This is a genomic window from Sphingomonas paeninsulae (assembly GCF_003660165.1).
Taxonomy (GTDB): Bacteria; Pseudomonadota; Alphaproteobacteria; order Sphingomonadales; family Sphingomonadaceae; genus Sphingomonas_O; species Sphingomonas_O paeninsulae.
In genome coordinates, this window is the sequence record NZ_CP032829.1 from 1,768,755 (window position 1) to 1,790,484 (window position 21,730).

Annotated in this window: 19 protein-coding genes and 1 pseudogene; 10 read left to right on the plus strand and 10 right to left on the minus strand. The window is 58.9% G+C overall.

Annotation, left to right across the window (positions count from 1 at the left end):
* The 6 genes and pseudogenes from D3Y57_RS14115 to D3Y57_RS14135 all read left to right on the plus strand — a co-directional run bounded on the left by D3Y57_RS14115 (nucleotide 1) and on the right by D3Y57_RS14135 (nucleotide 5,649).
* A complete protein-coding gene (locus D3Y57_RS14115; RefSeq protein ID WP_239025854.1) occupies nucleotides 1-360 on the plus strand; it encodes a hypothetical protein in 360 nt (119 codons plus the stop codon).
* Nucleotides 357-1,550, plus strand: a complete 1,194-nt coding sequence (locus tag D3Y57_RS14120; RefSeq protein ID WP_239025855.1) for a PepSY-associated TM helix domain-containing protein — start codon at nucleotides 357-359, stop codon at nucleotides 1,548-1,550. The genes D3Y57_RS14115 and D3Y57_RS14120 overlap by 4 nt, the downstream gene beginning before the upstream one ends.
* Complete coding sequence (locus D3Y57_RS20930) at nucleotides 1,547-1,933, plus strand: hypothetical protein (protein ID WP_239025856.1); 387 nt, start codon at nucleotides 1,547-1,549, stop codon at nucleotides 1,931-1,933. Before D3Y57_RS14120 ends, D3Y57_RS20930 begins: the two co-directional genes overlap by 4 nt.
* Entirely contained in the window at nucleotides 1,930-2,205 is a 276-nt protein-coding gene (locus tag D3Y57_RS14125) for a hypothetical protein (protein ID WP_121153591.1), read from the plus strand. Before D3Y57_RS20930 ends, D3Y57_RS14125 begins: the two co-directional genes overlap by 4 nt.
* 340 nt (nucleotides 2,206-2,545) lie before the next feature.
* Nucleotides 2,546-4,365 (plus strand): annotated as a pseudogene (locus D3Y57_RS14130) (hybrid sensor histidine kinase/response regulator).
* Between the two features lie 69 nt (nucleotides 4,366-4,434).
* Nucleotides 4,435-5,649 carry an SAM-dependent methyltransferase gene (locus D3Y57_RS14135; protein ID WP_239025857.1) on the plus strand — a complete coding sequence of 405 codons (1,215 nt, stop codon included), beginning with the start codon at nucleotides 4,435-4,437 and terminating at the stop codon, nucleotides 5,647-5,649.
* A gap of 6 nt (nucleotides 5,650-5,655) precedes the next feature.
* Here the strand turns inward: D3Y57_RS14135 and D3Y57_RS20935 are convergent, their stop codons facing one another.
* The 8 genes from D3Y57_RS20935 to D3Y57_RS14165 all read right to left on the minus strand — a co-directional run bounded on the left by D3Y57_RS20935 (nucleotide 5,656) and on the right by D3Y57_RS14165 (nucleotide 15,647).
* A complete protein-coding gene (locus tag D3Y57_RS20935; protein ID WP_239025858.1) occupies nucleotides 5,656-6,231 on the minus strand; it encodes a Gfo/Idh/MocA family protein in 576 nt (191 codons plus the stop codon).
* Nucleotides 6,174-6,764, minus strand: a complete 591-nt coding sequence (locus D3Y57_RS20940; protein ID WP_239025859.1) for a Gfo/Idh/MocA family protein — start codon at nucleotides 6,762-6,764, stop codon at nucleotides 6,174-6,176. The genes D3Y57_RS20935 and D3Y57_RS20940 overlap by 58 nt, the downstream gene beginning before the upstream one ends.
* 58 nt (nucleotides 6,765-6,822) lie before the next feature.
* Nucleotides 6,823-8,451 carry a M20/M25/M40 family metallo-hydrolase gene (locus D3Y57_RS14145; protein WP_205590060.1) on the minus strand — a complete coding sequence of 543 codons (1,629 nt, stop codon included), beginning with the start codon at nucleotides 8,449-8,451 and terminating at the stop codon, nucleotides 6,823-6,825.
* A 124-nt stretch (nucleotides 8,452-8,575) separates the two neighbouring features.
* Nucleotides 8,576-9,499, minus strand: a complete 924-nt coding sequence (locus D3Y57_RS14150; RefSeq protein ID WP_121153593.1) for a LysR family transcriptional regulator — start codon at nucleotides 9,497-9,499, stop codon at nucleotides 8,576-8,578.
* A 9-nt stretch (nucleotides 9,500-9,508) separates the two neighbouring features.
* Entirely contained in the window at nucleotides 9,509-10,180 is a 672-nt protein-coding gene (locus D3Y57_RS21170; protein ID WP_205590061.1) for a CocE/NonD family hydrolase, read from the minus strand.
* The gene (locus D3Y57_RS21175) at nucleotides 10,087-11,307 is read right to left on the minus strand and encodes a CocE/NonD family hydrolase (protein WP_205590062.1); all 1,221 of its coding nucleotides are present in this window, start codon (nucleotides 11,305-11,307) and stop codon (nucleotides 10,087-10,089) included. Before D3Y57_RS21175 ends, D3Y57_RS21170 begins: the two co-directional genes overlap by 94 nt.
* A 13-nt stretch (nucleotides 11,308-11,320) precedes the next feature.
* Nucleotides 11,321-12,733, minus strand: coding sequence for a YfcC family protein (locus D3Y57_RS14160; protein ID WP_121153595.1), 1,413 nt, complete (start codon nucleotides 12,731-12,733; stop codon nucleotides 11,321-11,323).
* Between the two features lie 22 nt (nucleotides 12,734-12,755).
* Nucleotides 12,756-15,647 (minus strand): TonB-dependent receptor, encoded by a 2,892-nt coding sequence (locus D3Y57_RS14165; RefSeq protein WP_205590063.1) that lies wholly within the window; start codon nucleotides 15,645-15,647, stop codon nucleotides 12,756-12,758.
* A 161-nt stretch (nucleotides 15,648-15,808) separates the two neighbouring features.
* Between D3Y57_RS14165 and D3Y57_RS14170 the strand changes: the two genes are divergently transcribed.
* Complete coding sequence (locus D3Y57_RS14170) at nucleotides 15,809-16,912, plus strand: CapA family protein (RefSeq protein WP_162987126.1); 1,104 nt, start codon at nucleotides 15,809-15,811, stop codon at nucleotides 16,910-16,912.
* Between the two features lie 80 nt (nucleotides 16,913-16,992).
* Here D3Y57_RS14170 and D3Y57_RS14175 read toward each other — a convergent pair whose 3' ends face one another.
* Both D3Y57_RS14175 and D3Y57_RS14180 read right to left on the minus strand, forming a co-directional pair.
* Nucleotides 16,993-17,268: a TonB-dependent receptor gene (locus tag D3Y57_RS14175; protein WP_162987127.1), complete on the minus strand. Its 276-nt coding sequence runs from the start codon at nucleotides 17,266-17,268 to the stop codon at nucleotides 16,993-16,995.
* Nucleotides 17,269-17,282: 14 nt separating this feature from the next.
* A complete protein-coding gene (locus D3Y57_RS14180; RefSeq protein ID WP_162987128.1) occupies nucleotides 17,283-19,301 on the minus strand; it encodes a TonB-dependent siderophore receptor in 2,019 nt (672 codons plus the stop codon).
* 92 nt (nucleotides 19,302-19,393) lie between these two features.
* Between D3Y57_RS14180 and D3Y57_RS14185 the strand changes: the two genes are divergently transcribed.
* The 3 genes from D3Y57_RS14185 to D3Y57_RS14195 are packed head-to-tail and all read left to right on the plus strand — an operon-like array spanning nucleotide 19,394 to nucleotide 21,646.
* On the plus strand, nucleotides 19,394-19,756 hold the full coding sequence (locus D3Y57_RS14185; protein ID WP_162987129.1) for a hypothetical protein: 363 nt from the start codon (nucleotides 19,394-19,396) through the stop codon (nucleotides 19,754-19,756).
* The gene (locus D3Y57_RS14190) at nucleotides 19,753-21,348 is read left to right on the plus strand and encodes a PepSY-associated TM helix domain-containing protein (RefSeq protein ID WP_162987130.1); all 1,596 of its coding nucleotides are present in this window, start codon (nucleotides 19,753-19,755) and stop codon (nucleotides 21,346-21,348) included. The genes D3Y57_RS14185 and D3Y57_RS14190 overlap by 4 nt, the downstream gene beginning before the upstream one ends.
* Nucleotides 21,338-21,646 (plus strand): DUF3325 family protein, encoded by a 309-nt coding sequence (locus D3Y57_RS14195; RefSeq protein ID WP_121153608.1) that lies wholly within the window; start codon nucleotides 21,338-21,340, stop codon nucleotides 21,644-21,646. The genes D3Y57_RS14190 and D3Y57_RS14195 overlap by 11 nt, the downstream gene beginning before the upstream one ends.
* Nucleotides 21,647-21,730: the final 84 nt, after the last annotated feature.

The following is a 21,730-nucleotide window of genomic DNA, read 5'->3' on the forward strand; positions in this document are numbered from 1 at the left end:
ATGCGTGCCGTAACGTCGGTCGCAATCGCTTTGAATAAGGACATCCCGGTTATCATGCCTGGCACTATGACGAAATGGATCAGGATCGGTTTTGCCGGCCCCGGTGCGGTGATCGTTGCGCTGGTTGTGATGGCGGGAATGGCCCTTTGGCTTCCTCGTGGGGCGGCGGGAATCGATAATCTAGTCCTGCCGCTGATCCTCGTCCCGCTGATATGGGCTGCGCTGTTCTTTCATGCCTGCCTGGACAGGCGGATCGGGCGTGTGGCGTTGATCGCGATCAGTCTGTTCGCAGTGCACGCTACGTTGATTGCCGCCAAATTCATCGACCGACCGGCCGTAGCCGTGGAGCCGCGTTCATGATTCACCTGCCCAAGCGTGAGACAAAGCTGCTCGTCGCGATCCACGGATGGTCGGGCATCGTGCTAGGCTTGCTGCTGTACGCGGTTGTCATCACCGGGATGACGGCGGTATTTGCGACCGAAATCGGCGTCTGGTCGGCGGGAATCGTTGAGTCACGGTCGGCGTTCGAGCGGCCTGTCGACAAATCTGTCCGCGACCTCAGCGCCCGAACCCCGGCAAAATATCGCAATGACATCAGCCTTTTCGAGGTGGGCGACCACGGTCTCGGTGCGTTCTTTCACCATGATGAAATCGCGCCCAGCGGACAGCCCATCAGCCGCGGCATCTATTATCAACTAAATCGTGCGGGAAAGATTATCAGCGCGCATGAAGGCACCGGCGAAGAAGTGTTCGGACCGCGCAACGACGATGCGCTGAGCAGCTTCCTAGTGGACACCCACGTCCGCCTGCATCTTCCAAATCCGTGGGGACTGTTGCTGACAGGGATACTCGGTCTCACGATGCTGGTCGCCGCGATCTCTGGCCTGTTGATCCACCGGCACTTGTTCAAGGATATCTTCACACTGCGCCGGAACGCCAATCCAGTGCTGGTCAACCGCGACCGTCACAGTGTTGCGGGCACTTGGAGCCTGCCGTTTGCGTTCGTTCTCGCCTTCACCGGCAGCTTCTTTTCATTTTTTGGCACGATCGGTGTGCCGATTGTTGCGATGGCGGCTTTCGGTGGTGATCAACAAGCGTTTAGCGAGGCGGTTTTCGGCAACCCAGCAAAGCCTAATCCGAGCGTGACTCCGATGGGCAATCTCGATCTTATTACTCAGGATGCGATCCGGCGGACGGGAGCCGCTCCGACGTTCATGAGCATCGAGAAATACGGTCGCGCGGATGCGGCTGTCACAACCTTCCACCCACCGCACCAAGGTGGCATCGCACCCATGTCCTTGGGCTATCATGGTGCCAACGCGAGTTTCGACCGCGTGAAGCCGTTGATCGGTCCCAAGCCATCGATGGGCGGAACTGCCGCGGCAATCATGCAGCCGCTTCACTTTGGTAACTTTGCCGGGCTTTTTTCCAAGGCTGTCTGGTTCGGGCTGGGGTTTGCGATGTGCTATGTCACGCTGACGGGCCTCCGCCTCTGGCTGGTACGCCGCCGCGAGCGTCAGAGGTCGCTTGATTGGCTCGAGCGGGGGTGACCGTCGTTGGCTTCGGCCTGCCGTTCGCACTCGCATTTTCGGCTGTCGGGTTTCTTGTTGCAATGCCACGGGAAACCGCCGTTTTCTGGACCCCGGCAGCATTCATCATTGCATCGGCCCTAGCCATTGTTGGGGGCCTTGCGGCGCGATCGAATGCGCAACTGGATTACGGACTTAAGGCGATAACGGGCGTAACCCTGCTGGTGCTCCCGTTCGTCCGCCTTGTCTCTGGCGGCCCCGGCTGGCCGCTCGCGGCCGGTCAGCCAATCATCATAGCCATCGATATCGCAATGGCGGCGGCGGGCGGCTGGATGCTCTGGTCGTTGCGGGCCAATTCACCCGGCAACGTCGCACCTGCACCGGTATTGCAGTTCGCCGAATGACCTATGCTCCGCTCGTCACAATTGGCTTTTCGACAATCTTAATCATCTGCCTGTGCCTTGGAGACCCCAAGCGGCGTCGGGCGGCGCGGATCGGCGGCGCGGCACAGCGCAACACTGTCCGGCGAACAATCGCCGCAATTGCCTGTCTTCCCGGAGTTTATTTCGCTTTGAACGGCGATCCCGCCGCTTTCCTCAACTGGCTCGGCGGCTGTGGGGTGCTGGGTTGGTTCGTGACACTGGCGGCTGGAACTTTCGGTCGGGACGGTCGGTAAGGGAATAGCCGAAGCGCCGTTGCAACTGGTTGAAAGCTAACAGATCGCTTTTTGATGGAAATTTGCAGCAACAGGCGAACTTTTCGCCTGTTGCTGCGTTTACGGATAAGATCCGCCAATTCCATTATGAGCAAAGATATTGACTCACATTGCTCCCGCCCCTGCTCTGGCTCGAATAGTTCAGGGGTCAGGTGAGCTTGCAACGATGATCCGCGCCTTTGACTGGTCAACAACACCATTGGGCGCGATCGAAAGCTGGCCGCAAAGTCTTCGCAGTGCCGTCAATTTCGTGGTCGGCTCACAGACAGCGATCGTCATGCTGTGGGGTGAAGATGGCGTAATGATCTATAATGACGCCTATTCCGCCTTTGCGGGAAAGCGGCATCCAAAACTACTTGGTTCTCATGTGCGCGAAGGTTGGCCCGAGGTCGCGGACTTCAACGACAATGTGATGAAAGTTGGCCTAGCCGGCAAATCGCTGTTTTATAAAGATCAGGAACTGACGCTGTATCGGCATGGAGAGCCAGCGCAGGTTTGGATGAATTTATCCTATTCGCCGCTTTATGACGAAGCCGGAAAGGCTGTGGGCGTTATTGCGATTGTCGTCGAAACGACCGAACGCGTGATGGCAGATCGCTTAGCGGAGGCTGAAAGAGAGCAGCTCTGGACCCTGTCACAGGATATGCTTGGCCGCGCCGGGTACGATGGCAAGATGAAGGCTGTAAATCCGGCCTGGACCACGATCCTCGGGTGGTCCGAAGAAAAGGTGCTTGCCGACCCTTATGCCGACATAACGCATCCCGACGATGCCAATACGACGTCTGCTGCCCTGCAACAGATGGCGCAATCGTACCAGCCGACAAGGTTTGAAAATAGGATTATGACGTCCGAAGGGGGCTGGAAACCCATCGGCTGGACTTTGACCCCTGCCCCTGATGGCGTGCATTTCATCGCCGTTGGCCGCGATCTGACCGACGACAAGCTGCGCGAGCAGCAACTGAGAGAGGCTCAGGACGCCCTGCGGCAATCGCAGAAAATGGAAGCGGTGGGCCAGCTAACCGGCGGCATTGCGCATGATTTCAACAATCTGCTGGCAGGTGTCAGCGGCAATCTCGAGCTTCTGGAGTTGCGGCTCAGCCAGGGACGGACGACGGGGCTCGAGCGTTATATCAATGCAGCGCAAGAAGCTTCGCGGCGCGCGGCGGCTTTAACCCAGCGTCTTCTTGCCTTTTCGCGTCGACAGACCCTCGATCCCCGGCCAACCGATGTGAACAGGCTCATTGCTGGAATAGAAGAGCTGATACGGCGAACCGTGGGTCCGGCGATCGAGCTGGAAGTCGTGGGTGCCGGCGGTCTGTGGATGACACGCGTCGACCCATCCCAGCTTGAAAACGCGCTTCTGAATCTGGTGATCAATGCCCGCGACGCGATGACGACAGGTGGTCGTATCACGATCGAGACAGCCAACAAATGGCTGGATGAGCGCACCGCAAAGGATCGTGAACTTACGCCCGGACAATATATCTCCCTCTGCGTCACCGACACCGGGTCCGGTATGGCCCCGGATGTCATCGCCAAAGCCTTTGACCCATTTTTCACGACAAAGCCGCTGGGGCACGGCACCGGTCTGGGCCTGTCGATGATACATGGATTTGTGCGGCAGTCGGGGGACAGGTCAGCATATATTCGGAAGTGGGCGCGGGTTCGACATTGTGCCTTTATCTGCCGCGATATGCCGGAACGCTTGAAGCCCCGAACGAGAAGGAAGAGATGGTTTCGTTCGATCACGGCCATGGCGAAACCGTACTGGTGATCGACGACGAGGAGGCCGTACGGAACCTCGTGACAGAGGTGCTCGCAGACACCGGCTATGCGCTCATCGAAGCAAATGATGGGCCGTCAGGTCTTAAAATTCTCCAGTCCGGCCAGCATATAGATTTGCTCGTGACCGATGTCGGGCTGCCCGGCGGCCTCAATGGCCGTCAGATTGCCGACGCGGCGCGAGTTTCGCGGCCTGATCTCAAGGTGCTATTCATTACGGGTTATGCCGAAAACGCCGCCGTCGGAAACGGTCTGCTCGACAGGGGGATGGAGGTTATCACAAAGCCGTTCAACGTCGTCGCACTCGGTAACAAAGTCAGGGAGATGCTGGATCGTTAAGACCGTGAGTTGACCCGATGCAGGCGCGCTCTGGCGTTATCTGACTCGCGAGAGTGAACGGAGAAGATCTTGATTTTGTTCAATCGACTCTTTCGCGCGCTGATTGTGGACGGCCCGTTGACCGTGATCGATGCACGTGGGCGCGCATGGCACTATGGACGAGTGTCGTCGGCTATCAAGCCAGTGACAATACGGTTTCACGATTCCTCCACGCCCCTTCGGATCGCGCGCAACCCCGCCAAAGGCACGGGTGAAGCGTATATGGATGGGCGCATGACGGTCGAAGTTGGCGACATTCGCGATCTGATCGACCTCATCGGATATAATACCCGATGGGGCGTGGACAATCCGACGCGTGTTATCCTGTGGCGGCCGCAGCAGCTTGCTTCGATGTTCGATACTTTTAACTGGCAACGACGGTCCAAACGCAATGTGGCGCATCATTATGACCTGTCCGACAGGCTCTATGACCTTTTTCTGGACGCTGACCGCCAATATAGCTGTGCTTATTTCACCGACCCGCTGAACTCTCTGGATGAGGCGCAGGAAGACAAAAAGGCTCATATCGCGGCAAAGCTTTTGTTGAAACCGGGCCAGCGGGTTCTCGACATAGGCTGCGGCTGGGGCGGTATGGCACTCTATCTCAATCGCGTAGCGGACGTTGATGTGCTTGGCATAACCCTGAGTGAAGAACAGCTAAAAATTGCCCGTGCCCGTGCGGAAGCTGCCGGTGTTGCCGAGCGCGTGAAGTTCGAGTTGATGGATTATCGGAGCGTCGCAGGGACGTTCGACCGCATTGTTTCGGTGGGTATGTTCGAACACGTCGGGCCACCGCATTACGTGACATTCTTCAAACAATGTTGTGAACGCCTGTCTCCCGATGGTGTTATGTTGCTGCATACGATCGGTCGCGCAGATGGACCCGGAGCAACCGACGCGTGGCTGGCTAAATATATCTTTCCAGGAGGCTATGTTCCCGCTCTCAGCCAGATGATGCCTGCAATCGAACGGTCTTATCTCTGGCTCAACGATCTCGAAGTGCTGCGGCTCCATTATGCCTATACTCTCGAACGATGGTACGATCGGGTCGCGGCAGCGCGGGCCGAAATTATAGCTCTGTACGACGAGCGTTTCTTTCGGATGTGGCAATTTTACCTTGCCGGAGCGATCAGCGCATTTCGAAACGACGCTCATGTCGTGTTCCAGCTTCAACTGACTCGCAAGCGCGACACGGTGCCTATTGTGCGTGATTATATCGGGGTATCGGAAGCCAAATTGCATTAGGGCCGATCAGGCAATATCTGACATCTCGACCCACGTCCTTCGTTCCGCCGATTGCCGGGCCGCTTCTAAAATACGTTCAACGGTCCACGCCTGGTCGAAATCGGGTGCGGCTTTGCCATTGCCGTCGATGGCGTGTTTCATGCTGAGCATTGCCAAAGACATTGGGTGCGATGCCTGCGGTTCGGCGTTTGCATTGAGGCCGGTTTCGGGTGTGTCTAAAAACATGGAGGGAATTTCGACCGGTTCGAGAATGGTCGAGCCGATCTTGGCGGCATGTAGGGTCGTGTCGCGGCTCGTCGGAAACTGAGCCGTCGATGCGATAACGATGCGACCCTCGCTGCCAAAAGCTTCCAGAGACCAGCCGGATCCGACCGTCGCGCTCCAGGAAACCTGGAGTTGCAGGATCATGCCACTGCGAAAACGCAGCGTGAGATTCGCAAAATCGTTGGTTTCTGGTTTGATGCTGCTGCCATCGGGGAATCGCCATTCACTTAGCAACTGACGGTCGTCCGCCATTACCTCAACTATTTCACCGAACAGATGCACAAGCACGTGAAGCGAATGGCTGCCCAGATTGCGCATCGCGGATACGCCAAGCCCTGCTTCCCAGAACCAATTGAACGGGAAGTGAGGGTCGGGTTCGTTGAACAGCGATATGTTGAAGCGACAGGTGCCCCGAAGGGTTGCCCAAGATACCCTTCGTCGATCATCTTTTTGGCGAGCCTGTGGGCCGGAATCCATTGGGCGAAGGCATCGACCACCGCTATTGATTTGCTCCCGAGCCATGCATCATGGATCTCGCGCGCACGATCGATATCGGCCGCAAACGGAATTCCGTTATAGACGTGCTTGCCATGTCGCAGCGCGGCGAGAACCATGGCGTGGCGAATGTTCGGACGCGTGCCGCAATCGATCACATCTATATCAGGATCGGCGATCATTTCCCCGGCATTCCAGAAAGGTCGCGCGATGCCGTGCGTCGCAGCGGCAGCCTCGGCAGTTTCGCGCCGGGACGTGCAAATCGCAGTCACCTCGAAACCGGGAGTGGCACGCCATGCTGGCAGATGGGCATAAGCGCCCCAATTCGCGCTGATAATGCCCACTCTTAACGTCATCAATTATCCTCGAAATTAAGTGGGGTACGGGCGAGCGGCTTTCAGACTTTCAGAACAGTTATTGTATTCCGCGGCTGCGCGCACGTATCGCTGTAAACTCGGAATCGGCAGACCATTTCGGCCAGCGGGAGGATGTCGCAAGGCCGCGACCGACATCCAACGCAAGATCAACGTCAGCCGCTGCCCCGCGCAGATCCCAGTCGCTGCTCCAACTGTCGCACGCCTGATGATAGCAGGCCATATACGCTTGCAGCCATGTGTTACCCTTCGCGCGGCCACCATCGATCAGATCGGGTGCGCCGCTGATCGCCATGAAAAGCAGTGTAGGCACGCCGCGCTTGGCAAGCGAGAAGTGATCGGCGCGGTAGAACAGCCCTCGCTCCGGCAGAGCCTCGGGCGTCACAGTGCGACCCTGACGCGATGCCGCAGCGGCGAGACTTTGTTCAAGGTCGTTTTGCCCCTGCCCAACCAGCATTACATCCCTGGCGGGTCCGGCAGTCTGGAGAATGTCGAGCGTGATATTGGCAACAGTCTTGGCAACGGGAAAGACCGGATTGGTCGCATAGGTTTCCGATCCCAACAGCCCGCGTTCTTCGGCAGACCAGAAACCGAACACTACGGTACGCTCGGGGCGCGGCGCTGCCTTGAACGCTCGAGCTATCTCAAGCAGACCAGCGACACCAAGCCCGTCGTCATTAGCACCGGGCCGGATCGCATATGGGACTGCGGTTTCTCGTCCGTAGGCGTCCCAATGGGCACCATACATGACGACTTCGTCGGGGCGTTTGGCACCCGTTATCTTTGCAAGCACGTTCTGGCTGGCAACCGAACTGTGGCTTACGGCCAAACTGGCTGAAAATGTCAGGTTGTTCAGCGCGACGGGTTTGAACTTTGTGCTGCGTGCCTCGACACGAAGTTTGTCCAGATCCAGCCCCGCGCTTGCAAAAAGCCTGTTGGCAGCTTCGTTGCTTAGCCAGCCCTGTAGCGGTACGCGCGCATTTTCGCCGCGCTGAACGATATCATAGTTTTCGCCGTGCGGAGCGGTGACCGTTTCCCAGCCATATCCTGCACCGGCGGTGTTATGGATGATGAGCGCGCCTATTGCTCCCCGGCGCGCTGCTTCTTCGTATTTGTAGGTCCAGCGGCCATAAAAGGTCATGCGCCGTCCGCCGAATTTGCCGAACGCATCGTCACCTGCGGTCGCTTCGAAATCGGGGTCGTTAACAAGGAAGATCGCGACCTTTCCATGAAGGTCGACGTTTTTGAAATCATCCCATCCACGTTCAGGCGCTGTGACACCGTAACCGACGAAAACCATGGGGGCCTTGGTGATGGCGACGCTATCGACTGGCTTTAGCGTGCTGACATAGATGTCGCGTTCCTGCACCAGCGCTGTAGTCGTGCTGGGCTTTTCGATCTGCATCGTTGCCGACCCTATCTGGGTGCGAACCAGTGGCACCGGCTGTGTCCAGCTACCGCCCGGCCCACCGGGTTCGAGGCCAAGCGACTTTAACTGTTCGACAAGCCACGCAATGGTCATCTGTTCGCCCTTGGTCCCTGGCGCGCGCCCTTCAAATGCGTCGGATGCCAACACGCGGACAGCATCTGACATCCGTTGAGGTGAGGCGTGCTGAGTAGCCGGGGTTATCGTAGAGGCCATGGCCAGAAAGAACAGTGAGGCGTGCATTGCATCATCCTGAAAAGTCGATCTCGAGTCACGACCTGCGCAGTCACACTAAAGGTTAGTTTATGATATTTACCAGATACTATTATGCGCGCAGGGATAAATAGATACGAATTGATCTGCGAATTCAAAGATTAAGGTCGCTCAGAAAACGGCGAGCTTCGTCCTTGAAGTCCAGGGTTAAGCGGGACGGTCGCGATAACGACGATGTCACAAACGCGTATTCGTGGATGATGGGTGGCTCAAACGGTCGCTGGATAAGAGGCGGTCGGATATAGCTTTTGGCGAGGAGGCTGTTGACGATCGCGATACCCATGCCGAGCGCAGCTAGCGCGCAGGCCGAGCCGTGGGTATGAGTCTCGATTGCGACTGTGGGACGCAGACCATATTGAGAAAATGCATGATCGATCTGGGCACGCCACTGTCGACCCGACCCCAGCAAAACGAGCGGATGTTTGTGCAATAACGGCGGCGTCAGAACTTCATGTTTCGCCAGAGGATGACCGTCGGGCAGGACACAGACCGAACCGCTGGCGACGAGCGTTTCGGCATTGAGGTCCACGCCCACGATCGGCAGCTTCATAAAACCGCAATCGACGGCGCGCGTGGCGATCATTGTTTTGGTCGTCTCTATACCGCGAGAATCGAGATTGAAGCGGACGCCGGGATAACGTTCGGAAAAGCTTGCCACCATGTCGGGCAGCAAGCCTTCGGAAAAGCTGGGCGGGGCGACGACACGAAGTTCGCCGGTGGCAGAGACTGAAATATCGCGGATCAGGCTGTTGACGCGCTCTAGTCCAGCCAGCGCCAGTTCGACTTCCTCGGCGAGGGTGATGGCGTCCTTAGTTGGCACCAATCGTCCACGGTCGCGATAGAAAAGCTCGAAACCGACCGAGCTTTCGAGTTGCGCGATGATCCGGCTTACAGCCGACTGTGTCATGCCAAGGTTACGCCCGGCCGCAGTCGCTGATCCGGTGCGGATGATTTCGACGAAGCTGCGCAACGCGCGCACGCCGATGGTATCGCGCGCAATCTGCGCGACCTGCTTCACGCGCCAGGCTCAGTTGCGTGGTGGAACCACTGGCAGAACAATATGCGAAGGGTACGCGGCGTCGATATGGACCGCATTGTGAGCGATCTGTGGAACGGCCGCAGGGTCGCGCCAGTCGACGTTCGGGTTGACGTCGAAATGCGGGAAGTTGCTGCTGGATACCTCGACGCGGATGCGATGGCCCCGCGCGAACAGGTTGCTCGTCGGGAAGGCCGGAATGGTAAGGGCGTGGACAGCGTTTGGCTCCATCGGCTCGGGGTTCTCGAAGGAATGTCGGAACCGCGTGCGCAGGATGCCATGTGCGAGGTTCATCGCAAAGCCCTGTGGATAATCGTCGCTGGGAGGATAGACGTCGAGCAGCTTGATCGTGAAGTCCGTGTCGACCGCCGATGAACTGACATAGAGATGCGCTACCACCGTACCCGTCAATTCGACATCGGTGGAAAGCGGCAGCGTGTCGAAGACGAGTACGTCCGCACGATGCGCGCTGGCGCTCTGATCGAAAGCTCCGGCAACCATGACCGGCGCACCGGATGCAATGGCCCCGCCGACTGTGAGGACCGGGTTTGCCGGGTCGAAATCGAAAGTCAGGGGGCGAGATTCCCGCCGGGCATATACCTCGACAATTCTCCAGTTTCGTTGAGATAGAGCGTCGTTGGAACCACGTCTTCTGGTGGCCATGCCAGTTCGTCGCGCCACGACCCGCCATGCTCAAGCCGACCTTCTGGCGATCGCTTTCCGCTTCCTCCGCCCATGACGAACAGGCGGACCGGGGCCGGTAATGGCTCAGGCACGTCGAGTCCGCGCAAATGGCGATTGAACCAGTCGCGACGCAAGGTGAAATAGTCCGCCGCTAAATTTCCGTCCAACGGCGCATTCGGTCCGAAATCGACATCGCCCGCATGAGATACCGAACGCTGGCCGTGCGTCCACGGACCAAGGATCAATTTGACCGGCCCGCGCTTGATCGGCGCGAGTCCCAGAAAATTGTCGATCGCAGTCTGGGAATAGGGATCGTACCAGCTCGACATATGGACCATCGGCACGTCCGCATATTGGTCGTACCAGCCACGTGCATAGATGCCCAGTCGCCGCCAGAACGGTGAGAAACTGTCATTGTCCCATTGTTCCAGAATATAGCTTTCATATTCTGGCGCAGCGACGAGAGGGGAGACACCCTTGCGCCAGCGCCGCCCGATCCAGTCGTGAATGTCCTCGGCTTTTAGCGCGGCCTTGCGCACCGGATCGGCTTCGCTTTCGGGCGCAAGCAACGCGTGCTTGCGCGCCCAGGTGAGTTGTTTCAGTTCGAACGCGCCACCCTGTCGAGCGCCGCTGTGATAGGCGCTGGAAAATCCCCCGGAGTCCAGAAACATCGCACCCAGTCCGGGTGGATCGAGGCAGGCGAGGGCGCTTTGCACATGGGCACCATAGGACAGGCCAAGCGTACCAATGCGACCGTCGCACCACGGCTGGCTCAATATCCAGGCGAGCGTATCGGCTCCGTCCTCCGCTTCGTCGAGGTATTTGGTGAAGCTGCCTTCCGAACCGTAGCGGCCCCGGCAATCCTGAATGACAAAGATATAACCGGCAGCGGTAAAGTCGCGGGCAATTTCGGGTTTCGATCGAGGTGTTAGGTCGGCGACGGTGAAGTCGCCATGATTGGTTCCGGCCTTGTCGTAAGGGGTTCGTTCGAGAAGCACCGGCAATCGAGTGCCAGCGGTAAAACCATCGGGCATATAGACGTCGGTTGCCAGTTGGATGCCGTCGCGCATCGTCACGCGAACATCGTGCAACATTGTGGAATTCATGTCCGTTACCCGATCAATAACCGATGACGACGGCGAGCATCATCACAAGGACCGACAAACCGGTCAGCAACAGGAACAGCGGAAAGGCAAAACGAAACCATTGATTATAGGGGATGCCCGCCGCCGCGAGATAAGCGAGCAGCATACCGGAGGTCGGGGCGAGCATGTTGACCAGCCCGTTGCCGAGCAAAAAGGCGAGAACCGTCGACTGACCCGACACGCCTGCCGAAGCGGCGATTGGTCCAAGCACTGGAATGCTCAGTGCAGCCTTTGCCGAAGTGGAAGGGATGAGCAGGGTCAGCACCATTTCCACGCCCATGACGATCGGCGCGACGATGATCGGCGAAAGTCCCTTAATCTGTACCGAGACGGCCTCGATGATCGTGTCGAGTATCTGTCCCTCGCGAAGGATCACCTCGACCGCGCGGCCCATGCCCACCAGCAACGCGGCGAGCATCATCATCCGCATACCATCGACGAAGATATGCGCGGCGGCGGCGGGTTTTAGCCGGGCCACGGCGGCCATCGCCGCCGATGAAGCGAGGAACAGCGCGGAAAACTCTCCGTCGTCCCAGCCAAGCTTGATCGAGCCATAGACAAGCGCCGCGATTGCTGTGCCCGCGATCAACAGGATTGCGAGGTGGCGATGCGAAAGAGGCTCGGTTTCAATCGGTTCGGGGGCAGTCTTTACGCGACCGGCGCGCAATACGACGAAGATCGCGATGGCGAGGAAGGAAAGCCAGATTGCGAGCCGAAAGCCAAGGCCGCTGAATACGGGGACGCCGACGATCGGCTGGGCGATCAGCAACGCCACAGGGCTTGTCACCGATGCAAGATAGCCGATCTTGGCAGCGAGGGTCACGAGCGCGAACCCGAACATCCGACTGCGCCCAAGTTTTTCGGCGATGGCGATCACGATTGGGATCAGCAAAAGATATTCGGATATCAGGCCCAGAAACGTGCTGCCCGCAGACAGCGCGACCATCAGAACCGGAACCAGGATGCGGATATCGCCCCGACTGATGCCGATCAGCCGCTGTATGCCTGCGTCGAGGGCTCCGGTCGCACGCAGGACGCCGAACATGCCGCCCAGCATCAGGATCATGAAGATCAGCGGTGCGGAGCGTTTCAGCCCTTCGGGGATCGCGGTCGCCAGAGCCACCGGACTGACCGGCCGGGCGACATTGGGTCGCGCTTCACGCGGGATCAGTCCGTCAATGCCGAGCGACTTCGGCAATTCGCGATACGTCCCCGCGACGACCGGCGCATTTTCCTTTTCGGAAGTACGGTCGTGGCGGCCCGACGGGATGATCCAGGTCAGCGCGATTGCCAGCAGCATCGCCGCGAGCATCATCAACACGGGATCGAGTGCGCCGTGGCGCTGGGGGCGACTGGCCGGAATTACCGGTTTGTGTGCTTCCGACATGTCGCCCCCCGATCCCGATCGACTACATCTTCACCGAAAACCGGGCGTAGAGATAGCGACCGCGCGCGTCGTAAGTGTAGATGTCGTAGTTGATCGGCGCGTTTGCATAAGAGGCTGGCGGCATCACATCGAACACGTTGTTCATGCCGATGCTGAAGCGCGCACGATCCTTGTCCACCGAAAAGCCGACTTCGGCATCGGTGTAGATGACCGCAGCAGTCCGCGAATCCTTGACTGGATTGGCGACGTCGGTTGACGATCCGATGTAGCGTGCACGCACGACGGTATCGACCGCTTCTCCGGTCCAGCTAAGCGAAGCCTGACCCTTCCAGCGTGGATAGGTCGAGCGTGGCTGATCGCCCTTGCCAGCGCGGTCGTCGATGATGTCTGCACCACCCGCGGGATTTGGCGAAATGGTACGAAACTGACCGAGATAACTCGTATCCAGCACCGCGCCGATCCGGCCAAAGCTTGTCGAGAAGTCATAGCGCAGCGTCGCATCCACGCCGCTCGTCTTGATCGACGCGAGATTTTGCGCGCCCTGCAACAACTGCAGGATGGCACCCGTGCTGGCATCGCGTGTCACGAGATCGCAGAAAACACCGCCGCGCTGCGCACACAGTGTCAGGATCTGGGTGGCGCTTTGCGAGGCGATAGCATCGTGAATGACGATGTTGTAATAATCGACAGTCAGCGCGAGGCCCGGAACCTGACGCGGCGTGATGGCAATGCCCAGGCTGATGCTGTCCGACGTCTCAGGCTTCAGATTCTGGTTGCCACTGATTACACCGGCAATCAGCCCGTTGAGGTTGTAGTTTGCCTGATTATAGCCGGTTGGTACGCCCGCACAGCCTGTAAGCCCCGCGCCGCCACCGTTGCATGGATCGTTGCCCTGAAAGCTGGTCTGACGCGCCCCCTGATAGAGTTCGAGGATCGACGGTGCGCGGAAACCCTGAGCATAGGTGCCCCGCAACAACAGTCCTTCGAATGGGCGATAACCTGCGCCAGCCTTGAACGTCATCTTGCCGCCCACGGTCGAATAGCGGGAATAACGTGCTGCCAGATCGAGATCGAGGCTCTTGGCGAACGCCTTGTCGGCAAAGATCGGAATGGCAAGCTCGCCATAGACTTCGTGTAGATCGTAACTGCCCGAGGTCGCCGTGCGCGTCTGGCCGGTCGTCTTGGTATAAGCCGACGTCAGATAGGTCGAAGCCGCGTTGACCGTGGTGTCGGGGTTGTCGACGCCACGGTTGCGGCGATATTCATAGCCAACGGCGAGAGCGAGTGGACCGGCAGGCAGGTCAAACAGTGTGCCGGTGGCGTTGACTGTGCCGTTATAAAGCTCGGTGAAGTTGGAGTCGCGACTGGTGAAGCGGATATAATCCGCCTGCGCCGCCGTCATTGGTCCGAACAGGTTGATCGGAACGCAGCCCGCAGCGGCTGCGCAAGCGGCTGGCGATCCCAGAGCCAGGAAAAGATTGTCGTAGTTCACGCCATTCAGCGCGACCGCGTTGATCTTGTTCTTGGAATAGGCCCCATAGGCATCCCAGTTCCAGCGATTGCCGAACAGGGAGAAATGCCCGTCCAGACCACTTGCCACGCGCATCGTTTCCACGCTCTGCTGGTTGTCGCGATTACCGACTGCCGTCAGCACTGTGCGGATGCGCCAAGCGGAGTTCGCAGCGAAGCCGAGCGCGTTCGCCGTGGGGACGCCATTGGCAGTACCGAACGGGTTAAAAGCCTGGTTTGCAGGAATTGCGAAGCCGCGCACGGTGCCCGCTGTGCCGCCGATGTCGAGCAGGACTGGCGAGAAAAGCTGATCCGAAGTGCGCTTGTTATACGTTGCTTCGATGTGCAGATTGATGTCGTTGGTGACTTCGTAACCGAACCGGCCGTAAAAGCCGAAACGCTCTGACGGACCTGCGCTGTAGATACCCTGCGCCTGAGTGTTGTACGCGTCGCCCGGCAACGATGCGACATGGTAGCTATTATCGGCCGCCGATCCCGCACCGTAACCAGCGCCGCCGTTGAACGCGATCGGGGAGTTCGTGCCGGCAAAGCCTGCTGCTGTCCCGAAATAGCCGTTGTTGGCAAGACCCGGCAGGATGAACAGCCCGTTGGGACTGGTGCCCACCGCCGTCTGTGGCACCAGCGTGTTGGCGGTCAGTGCGCGATCCGATGTCAGGATCGGGTTCGACTTGTAATAGCTGCCAGTCACGATCAGCGACGCGCGACCCATGCGCTTGCCGACAGCCAGATTGGCCGAATATTCGCCGCCATCGCCCTTGTCCGTGATCCCGGTCTTTACGTTGGCCCGGATGCCGTCGAACGGCTGGATGGTCTTGATATTGATGACACCGGCGATTGCATCGGCACCGTAAATGGCCGACGCGCCGTCTTTCAATACTTCAATGCCGTCGATCATTGCGGCGGGGATCGTGTTCAGATCGACGAAGTCGCGAAAGCCGCGCTGTCCGACCGCATCGACCCAGCGATGGCCGTCGACCAGCACCAGCACGCGGTTGCCGCTGCCTTCGCCGCCGCCAAGATAGCGCAGATTGATCGACGATGCGCCGTAGGATGTGCCCTGCGTGCCGTTCGAGTTGAGGCTGACGCCCGCCGATGGCAGCTTTTGCAGCAAGTCACCGACCGATGTCGCACCCGATTTTACGATTTCGTCAGAAGTGATGGTGAGCAGCGGTCCGAGGTTATCGGCATCGTGGCGCTGAATGCGCGATCCGGTGACCGTGATTTCCTGCACGCTGTCATCTTCAGCAGGGGCCGCAGTGTCGACCACCGGCTGGCCCTGTTGGGCATAAGAAGGCATCGCCGCGGTAAGCGCCAGAAAGCTGGCTCCCATCATCGCGCCACGAATGGCCATAAGTTCACGACGTGTCTTGGATAGCTGCTGCATGATCGTTGGTTCCCCCCGATGATCGATTCGCACGAGGGATAAGGAACCGGCACGCAACCGGAAACCTGATGGCGACATTTCATCGGCCCATTACATTTTTGGTATGGCCTATCCCGCAAACGACAGAAAAGGATATGCAGCCGAATAATGAGGGACGCCCTATGACCGATTTCCTGCTGCATCGCCGCGCTTTGCTTGGGGCTGCCGCGCTTTTGCCGGTCGGCCCCGCACTCGCGCGTGTGGCAAGGCGCCCGTTGCGCGTGACGCTGCTCGGTCAGTCATTAATCCAGCAGAACCTATGCGCGACGGGTTGGTCCGGTCAGGCGGCCCTTCTGGCCCGGCTGAAGATTGCCGACGCTGTATTCACCGATGTCGAAACCGCGATTGCCAGTCCTGGGGCCGGGGCGGCGACACGGGACGGCGAAGTCCTTCATGCAGCGCCACCTGTGGTGCTCGATTGTTTGCACCGTTTGGGCGTGACGCTCGTCACAACCGCAAACAACCATGCCTGGGATTTGGGGAGCGACGGGATCATCGGGGCTTTGGCCGAGCTTGACGCGCGGGGCATCATTCATGCCGGTAGTGGTCACGATCTTGCTACCGCTTCCAAAGCGGGATGGCAGCGTACCCCATATGGCGATGTTGCGCTCGTGGCGGCGGCAGCGGGGGCAATCCGTGACGGCGCGGCTGCTACGCCGCTTAGACCGGGCGTCAATGAGTTGCGTCGCAGTCCTTCCGGTATGCTCGACCCTGATGACGTTGCTCGCAATCTGGACTCGATCCGAAGCGCGCGAAAGCAGGGGGCGACGGTGATCGCGTGCCTCCACAATCATTACTGGGAACCCGATCCGGCGACCACCGCAGAGTGGCAGCGCAGCTATGCCCGGCAATGCGTCGACGCCGGTGCAGCAATCTTCGTCGCGCACGGCCCCCCGCTGCTTCAGGGGATCGAGCGATATAAAGGGGCACCGCTGTTGCACGGTCTTGGCAGTTTTATCTTCCAGACGCGGAAAGCGAGTTATGCGCCCCGGAACTGGCAATCGTTAATGGTGGAAGCGCATTTTCGCGATGGGCATTTTATTGATGCCCACCTGACGCCGCTGTTGCTCGACTCTAACCGGGCAACGCCGGAGGCGGAGTTCACGCAAGGAACGCCGTCGATCGCCACCGGCACAAACGGCCACGAAGTTTGCGCCAACGTCGCCAAGCTAAGTGCTGCGCTCGGCATGACCGTCGCTATAGAGCGGGGCTCGATCAAACTTTGATGCTCGAGTTGGCCCGCTCGAAACCCTAAATACCGTCGCGGATCTGGCGAAAGCAAATTCTTCACCAGGTCGGCCATGGCTCACCAACGATATCTGAGTGAACCGGTCACAGTACGTGGTGCGCCATAATAGCAACTGTTGTTGAGCGGGCATGCGCTGATGTGCGTTTTATCGAACAGGTTCGCCGCGTTGACGGCCACCGTCCAGCCTTCGAGCGCACGCGACGCCTGGCCTATATCGTAGCTAAGCAGGGCATCGATCAGGACAAAGCCTTTGGTATGGAAACGCTGGAAAGTGGTCACGTTGTTGATCACCGCATAGTTCGTGGTCCCGTCGGAGCCTGCGACGTAGCGCACGCCCCCACCAAAGCTCAGTCCCGATAGCGGTCCTGCAATCTTGCCCCCTTGCCCAGATCATAGGAGAGGAAAGTTGATGCCATATATTTGGGCGTGGCGAGCTGACGAGTACCTGTCGTGGTCGGCGTCCCGCTGTTGATAGGCGTTGGCGCGACCGCCGGTGTGCCCAGTGTAATGATAGCATCGGTATAGCTTGCGGCTCCGATGACATCGAAACCGGGAAGAACCTCACCGCGCGCCTCAAACTCCACTCCGCGCACGCGGACCTCGCCGATCTGAATTTGTGCGTTCGTGGGAATGCCTCCAGTCCCGGCGGCCGGGTCGGTTACTGGCACGTTCTGGCGGCGCAGATCATATGCGGACAGGGTGAATATGGCGTTGGTTCCCTTTGGCTGGAATTTTACGCCGCCTTCATATTGCCGCCCGGTCACTGGACTGAACGGCACCCCCAAATAAGTTGTGCCTGCCTGTGGTTCAAAGGATTCCGAATAGCTGAAATAGGGAGAGACGCCGAAGGGCAGTTCATAAAGAGCGCCCAGTCGCATCGTGAACGCCGTTTGCGCAAACGACGTCTGCGTGTTGTTCTTTTTGTTGACGGTGATCTGATTATACCAGTCATAGCGACCGCTCGCGATCAACTGTAGCCGGCCGATCGAAATCTGATCCTGGATATAGGCACCCGTCTGATCGCGTTTGCCATATGTATTGACATAGGCGCTCGACAATTTGGTCAGGTCAAAGCTGGGCAGCGTTCCGCCATAGGTTGGCGCATATAGTTTAAGGTTCGGGATGCTGGTCAGTGGGTTGGTCGTCTGACCTGTGTTGAACTGCTGAACATTCTCGCCGGTGATGTGCTGATAGTCGATGCCGACGAGCAAATTATGCTTGATGCCTGCCGTTTCGAACTTCGCGTTCAGATGGTTGTCCATCGTCAGCGTATCATAATCCTCGTCGGCCCCGCCGCCACCGCGCGTAATGGTGGAAAAGTCGGTATTCCGGTTCACTCCTATACCCGTTGTCGCGAAGCCGGCGATATAGAGCTGGCGATACGACAGCTTGTTGTTCTGAAATCGAAAGTTCGAACGAAAGGTCAGATGCTCATCGAAATCGTGGCGAAAGAACGCTGCGATCGACTTCGCCTTGTGATTGTAGCGTTCGTACCCCGGATCGCCGGTGTTGACCTTGCGCGGCAAAGTGCCGTTGGCATTGAACAGCACCGTTCCATAAGCGGGAACCCCCGAGTAGCCGCCGCCACTCGGCGCGTGCTGATAGGTTGCGATCACGGTCAGATCGGTGCTCGCGTCGGGCGCAAAGGTCAGCATCGGGCTGATATGATAACGCTCGCTGAAGGTGCCGGATGTCAGGCCATCACCCTTTTGCCAGCCGCCGACGACGCGGGCGAGAAGCTTTCCGTCACCGGTAAGAGGCTGGTTGATATCGACCGCGCCGCGCCGCGTGTTGTAATTGCCCAACTGGCCTTCGATCTGGCCGAACGCCGTTGGCTCGGGCATCTTGCTGGTCAGGTTGACGAGGCCGCCCGGCGTAGAGTTACCGTAAAGGACCGATGCCGGCCCCTTCACGACGTCGATGTGATCGACCCGGTTGAAATCGATCTGCGGTGTGGAATAGGGGCCAGCGATCAGCCGCATTCCATCGAGGAACACCCCCGGCGTAAAGCCGCGAAGGATCAGTTGATCATAGCGCGTAACCATCCCGCCGCGCTGATTGGGGGAAACGCCGGCGACATAACCCAAAGCCTGATTGATCGACAGCGCGTTGCGGCGGGTCAGTTCCTCATTGTCGATTACCGTGATGCTTTGCGGCGTCTCCATCAGCGGCGTTTCGGTTTTGGTTCCGGAGCCGGCCTGCTTTTCCTTCAGGCCGGTCACGACGATCGTATCGTGCGCTTCGTCAACTTCGCTATCCGCTGCATTTTCGGCGCGACCCATAGTCGGAGCGCAGGCGAGTATTGCGACAGACGCCGCCAGATAAAAACGAAACTTACTGGATGGCCGAAGCCCCTGAACGATCAATTTATGCCCCCTAAATGCTAATGCGAACGATTCGTAATTGCAACTAAGGGGCCTCGCAGCTAAGGGCAAGCCGGGATTTCAGGAAGTATCGAATGTCAGCAAACAGACCATCGAACAGTGGGACGGCGAACAGCGGGACGGGCAGGGACACCGGGGTTTCGAATTTCAAAACGCCCCAACGGAAAATGGCGAAACTGAAAATGACATTGCGGTGCGCCACCGCGCTGCTCGGTAGCTATTTCGCTGCCGCCGGACTGGCGTCTCTGATGGCGCGGCTCCTGCCCATTGCACGCGCTGAAGCAACCGCGTGGGGCCTGATTCTGTCCTTCCTGTTCTACGCTCTGTTCGGCTTGTGGGCTTTTTTTGAGCAGCGTCTGTTGCGTGTGACCGGCGTGATCTGGGGGACTGCCGTCGCGACCATTACATGGGCTTTCCTGCTGGGCGTTCGCGCGTGAAGGCAGATGCTCCCGAAGCAAAGGGCCTGCGCCGGGCGATGGCGTGGATCCATACCTGGCTGGGATTACTCGCGGGCTGGATTTTATTCGCGATGTTCCTGACCGGAACCGCGAGCTATTTTCGTCCGGAAATCACCCGCTGGATGCAGCCGGAACTCAACCTTCGGACGGTTTCGCCGACGCGTGCTGCCCAGACGGCGGTCGCCCATATGCAGGCGTCATCGCCGAACGACGAACAATGGACGATCTACCTGCCCGACGAGCGGATGACCGACACCCGGATTCTTTCACGCGCGCGACCTGATCCCGATCCAAAGGCACCAACAGCGCCCCGGCGGCCCGAACTGAAACTCGACCCCGCGACCGGGAACGTGCTTGCCGCCCGTGAAACAAAGGGTGGCGAGCAGTTCTATCGCTTTCATTTCCAGTTGCAATTGCCACACCCCTGGGGGCGCTGGCTGGCGGGATTGTGCGCCATTTTCATGTTAGCGGCGATCATATCGGGTGTCGTTACGCACAAGCGGATTTTTGTTGATTTCTTCACGCTGCGTTGGGGAAAGGGTCAGCGTAGCTGGCTCGATGCACATAATGTATCTGCGGTTCTGGCGCTGCCATTTCACGCCATGATTACTTACACGGGCCTCATCACCTTGGTCGTGATGTACATGCCCTGGCCTATCGCCGCCAAATACAAGGCGCCTGCCATGTTCGGCACCGAAGCTTATGGCGCGGAACCTGTGCAAAAGGCATTGGGTCGTCCGGCACCACTGATACCCATCGCTCCGCTGGTGGATGCCGCTGAGCGCGAATGGCAGGGTGGCCAGGCCGACCGTATCGTTATTCGCAATCCCAATGATGCCGCCGCGACCGTTACCATCTTTCGCAATGGTGCCGAACGCCTGAACGCGCGTAGTGCGTCGATCAGTTATTCCGGCGCGGATGGCAGGCGATTGTCGTCGTCGCCAGAACCGGGGGCCGCGATCACCACCGCCGGTGTAATGCTGGGCCTGCATCTGGGGTGGTTCGCCGGGCCGGTTCTGCGCTGGACATATTTCCTGCTCGGTCTGACGGGTGCCGCCATGGTTGGGACCGGGCTGGTGCTCTGGACCGCGAAGCGACGGAAGCCGGGCACAAAACCGTTCTTTGGATTCAGGTTGGTCGAGCGGTTGAATATCGGCGCTATCGCCTGCCTGCCTGCGGGGATGGCGGCTTATCTACTTGCCAATCGGCTCATTCCACCGAACTTGCCGAAACGTGCGGATATGGAAGTCGCGGCGATGTTCTGGGTATGGTTCGGGCTTGCTGCACTGTCGCTGGTGCGCCCAATCCATCGTGCGTGGCCCGAGACGCTGGGCGTTGCCGCTCTCGCCTTTGCGGCGATTCCACTGGCGAACAGTCTCACGACCGACCGTGGATTTATTCATAGCATTGTTGTTGGCGACACGCTGTTTCTCGCGTTTGATCTTGTGGTTCTCGTGATTGCGCTGTTGCTCGGGTTTGCCGCGTGGCGCGCTGGTCGGCCCAAAACCATACCAACGCGACGGCGATTGTCATCCGCGCCGGTTGGCGGGGGAGCGACCCATGCCGGTTGATCCCGGCTTGATTGCCTATGCCGCGCTCGCCAGTTTCGCGGCAGGTCGAGTCAGGCATCGCGCGGCTGTTGCTCTGCCGCTGAAAATGTCGCCGTCCGTGGCTCGAATTGTTGGCACCCTGTTGCTGCTATTTTCGGCATGGGTTGCAACCTTGCGTTTCGGCGCAGGACTGGGGGCGGTGGCGTGGACGGGGCAGCTTTGCCTGGCAGGCGTGATCTTTGTGCTGCTCTTATCTTGGCGTCCGCGCGTTGCCCTGCTGCTTGCGGTGCCGGCACTGTTGGTCGGGTTTGCGCAATGATGCGGCAGTTGGACCAGCGTGGCGTTGGCGGAGTTTCACCATTGAACTCATCGGTGTCCGCGCAAATGGCGAAAGGCCAGAGTG